This window comes from Pararhizobium antarcticum (assembly GCF_001885585.1).
Classification (GTDB): domain Bacteria; phylum Pseudomonadota; class Alphaproteobacteria; order Rhizobiales; family Rhizobiaceae; genus Pararhizobium; species Pararhizobium antarcticum.
Genome location: NZ_LSRP01000045.1, coordinates 1 through 1,586 on the forward strand (window position 1 = coordinate 1; position 1,586 = coordinate 1,586).

The 1,586-nt window shown below is 57.3% G+C and carries 1 protein-coding gene and 3 pseudogenes; 2 read left to right on the forward strand and 2 right to left on the reverse strand.

Features of this window, described 5'->3' with window-relative positions; translation table 11 throughout:
* A pseudogene (locus AX760_RS26615) lies at nucleotides 1-102 on the forward strand (IS5/IS1182 family transposase); the annotation flags it as partial.
* Between the two features lie 4 nt (nucleotides 103-106).
* The gene (locus tag AX760_RS04290; protein WP_139276447.1) at nucleotides 107-355 is read left to right on the forward strand and encodes a winged helix-turn-helix transcriptional regulator; all 249 of its coding nucleotides are present in this window, start codon (nucleotides 107-109) and stop codon (nucleotides 353-355) included.
* A gap of 135 nt (nucleotides 356-490) precedes the next feature.
* Here AX760_RS04290 and AX760_RS04295 read toward each other — a convergent pair.
* Nucleotides 491-1,329, reverse strand: a pseudogene (locus tag AX760_RS04295) (IS701 family transposase); the annotation flags it as partial.
* Nucleotides 1,330-1,382: 53 nt separating this feature from the next.
* A pseudogene (locus tag AX760_RS04300) lies at nucleotides 1,383-1,586 on the reverse strand (IS5/IS1182 family transposase); the annotation flags it as partial.

The window sequence follows — 1,586 nt, forward strand, 5'->3', positions numbered from 1 at the left end:
CGTAGACTGGCCAAGGACCTCGAAAACCTGTCAAGAAATGCGCTTGCCTTCCTCAAATTAGCCTCCATCCGCCTCATGCTGCGAAGGCTATGTTCAAAATGAGAAAGTGTTCGGACGGACTCTAAGACCACGACGGTTTAACGAGTTGCGTAGGTTGATGCCGTCCGTGACGCAGCGGATGCTGACACAGCATCTCAGAGAATTAGAAACCGATGGTATACTGCACAGGGAGGTGAGAGCACAGGTGCCACCACACGTTGAATACTCGTTTACCGACAAAGGCATGTCGCTTCTTCCAATACTGAACGCTATGGCGCAATGGGGAGTCGAGAATTCTATAGCCGATGAGGACTAGCACTACTTTGGCAGAATAGAATTTTCGTGGTGGAAATGACGTCGACAATGCGGACATCGGATTTGTGCTGTCGGTAGAGCAAGTGCGTTGATGACGGCTCTCCGCACGGCTGGCAAGGTCGGTTCAGGTGGCCCATGACGAACTCGTCGCGTCTTTTTTTTCCCGCTTTGCAGTCTGCAATCTGTGGTGCTGGAGGAAGGCATAGGCGATCATCGTCATGAGGGCGTGTCGGTGCAGTCCGTGCCATGATCGGCCTTCGAAGTGGTCGAGGCCGAGTTCCTCTTTCATCTGCGGATGCGCCTGCTCGCAAACCCATCTCGCCTTGATGGCCGCCGCCAGGACTTTCAATGTCGCATCGGGTGGCAAGTTGGACAGGTAGTATTTGCGCTCGTCGTTTGATCGCCACTCGCCAACCAGCCAGGCTTCCTCACCCGGCATGTGCTGCTGTCCCTTGTCGAGAATGCGTTGCGGCGTGCCGTCGGCGATCCGGATGCGTAATGCTGCAAAGCGTGCCGTCAGGCGGCCCTTTGTACCACGACGCCAACTGACCTTCTTTCAGCGTGAAGGTATCAGCATCGTCTCTGCGGCGACCGACAGGGTGTCGGGGATCGGATGCTTGCGCGGACGCCCATGACCAGTGACGGGGAAGATCAATCCGACATCATGGGGATAGACCTTCTGATGCTTTGGGGATTCCGACCGCCCAGGTAAGGCCACGTCTACTCAGCCCCTGTCGAAAAGCGGCTGACAGGCCGTAGCCTGCGTCGGCAAGCACTGCGCCAAACCGGACACCGACTGCGGTCAACCGATCGATCTCAGCAAGAGCAATCTCCGGCTTCGTACGAGACGTTCGCATGCCGTCCGGAACCCCCGCCTTTGACCAGCCGTTCCGTATCACGGGTCCAGCTCTCGGGCAAAAACAGACGCAAGCCAACCGGAACTGGAACCTCATCTCGCGCAAGCGTCACCGACAGGCGTTGGTGCGTGTATCAGCAAACGTGCAGAATCTGGTCTTTGATGGGCCCGCTTATTTGGTTGCTCCCGCCGAGGCGCGGCAGCGAACGGATTTCGGGCGTCCGCAGGCGAGCATACGGTTAAGAATGGCCACGCCGATCGCAGCCTCTGTCTGTTGCGCAAGGAATGACCGAGCACGCAGACGCGGACCAATGACGCGCTTGTACCGACCCATCGCGGTTTCAATCAAAGCTCGTTTGCCATAGCCGGTAGATGC